This is a genomic window from Natrinema soli (genome assembly GCF_028618695.1).
In genome coordinates this window covers 1-1418 of the sequence record NZ_JAQIVI010000814.1, presented here as the reverse complement: position 1 = coordinate 1418, position 1418 = coordinate 1, and the positions used below count along the sequence as shown (strand labels likewise).

General features: G+C 62.9%; 2 protein-coding genes. One reads left to right on the top strand and one right to left on the bottom strand.

Features of this window, described 5'->3' with window-relative positions:
- On the top strand, positions 1-413 hold a 413-nt coding region (locus tag PGX04_RS33180; protein WP_425498477.1), incomplete at its 5' end, for a DUF7350 domain-containing protein.
- A 692-nt stretch (positions 414-1105) separates the two neighbouring features.
- Here the strand turns inward: PGX04_RS33180 and PGX04_RS33175 are convergent.
- Positions 1106-1418 (bottom strand): M24 family metallopeptidase (locus tag PGX04_RS33175; RefSeq protein WP_273742365.1); only part of this gene is annotated, 313 nt, incomplete at its 5' end.

Below are 1418 nucleotides of genomic sequence, written 5' to 3'. Positions count from 1 at the left end.
GGCACGGCGGACAACCGCCGATGGGACGGGGCGTGCCGATCGAGGACCTTCCCGGCGAGGTCTTCGAGTCCCAGCGCAGCGGCGACGCGGCGTTCGCCGCGCTCGTCTCCGACGCCGATCGGTTCACCGACGGGAGTTCCTATCTTGCGGTCAGTCCTAGAACGCCGTACAACGACATCGTCCTCCCGTTTACGACCCTGTCAGCGGCCGTCGAGGGCGACGGCTCGGTCCGACAGGACGAACTCGCGGAAGCGCTCGATCACGAGATCGGCCACCACTACGGGGTCGCGATCGACGATCTCGCGCCGGGCGATCGCGTGACGGTCTCGGTCGACTCGCCGCCGCAAGTGTCCCGTCACGATGGCTACGAGACGGCGTTTTTCGACTTCGATGACCTGACCTATACGGTGTGAGCCGGTTCGAGCGCCGACACGGTCTGCGATCAGTTCACTCCCCGGTTCGAGTCGCTCGAGGCGGAGTCGCGCGCTATAACCGCTCCCGCCGCTCACTACAACCGCTCCCGGGTGTCGGTCGATTTCAGCGTGGAAACCACGGCTTTCGGATGGAGCGACGGTGAGAGCCGATCGAGTGCCGAAAACAGTTCTCGTGGGGACTGCGTTTCGACCCGTAAATTCGTTCGTACCGTAATCGATCGATCCGGACCGGAGACTGGAAATTCCGTATGGTTACGATAACTATCGGGGATTATCGAATACATCCAAGGTATGTCTCGAACAGGCCACGCAGCTATGGACATCGGTTGTCCAGCGTGTGATGCGACGATTGTCGCGTCCATCCCACCGGGCCCGGGAATCCACTCGGAGAACGATTCCAACCGCCTCCTCGGAAAGGAAACTCGGTGCCGGAACTGCGGTCACGAACTCGAACTGTACTACTATTAACGGTGCGTTCACCTACTAACGACGTATCAAATAGCGATTCGCGTTGCGGTTCTCGACGGACGGATCCAGCATCGTAGCCGACGCTGTGTTCGGATCGGTGAACGACTGCCCGACTCGAGGGTTCCACTCGTCGACAGTCGGAATTTCACCGGAAACTCGGTCTGCTCGCTCACCGCCGTGAAGATGGCTGATCGCTGCTCGAGTCACCGACCGGATTCCCAGCCGCGCGGCGTCTCGTTCAACCGCTCGGCACCGTCCTCGGTCACCGCGACGAGGTCCTCGATTCTGACGCCGAACTCGCCCTCGAGGTAGATCCCCGGTTCGACGCTGAAGACCATTCCCGGCTCGAGTTCGCGGTCGTTGCCCGCCGCGATGTAGGGCGGTTCGTGCACCTCGAGGCCGACCCCGTGGCCGGTCCGATGGACGAAGGCGTCGCCGTAGCCGGCTTCTTCGATAACCGATCGGGCGGCGCGGTCGATCGACCCGGCGGTGACGCCCGGCTCGACGGCGTCGATC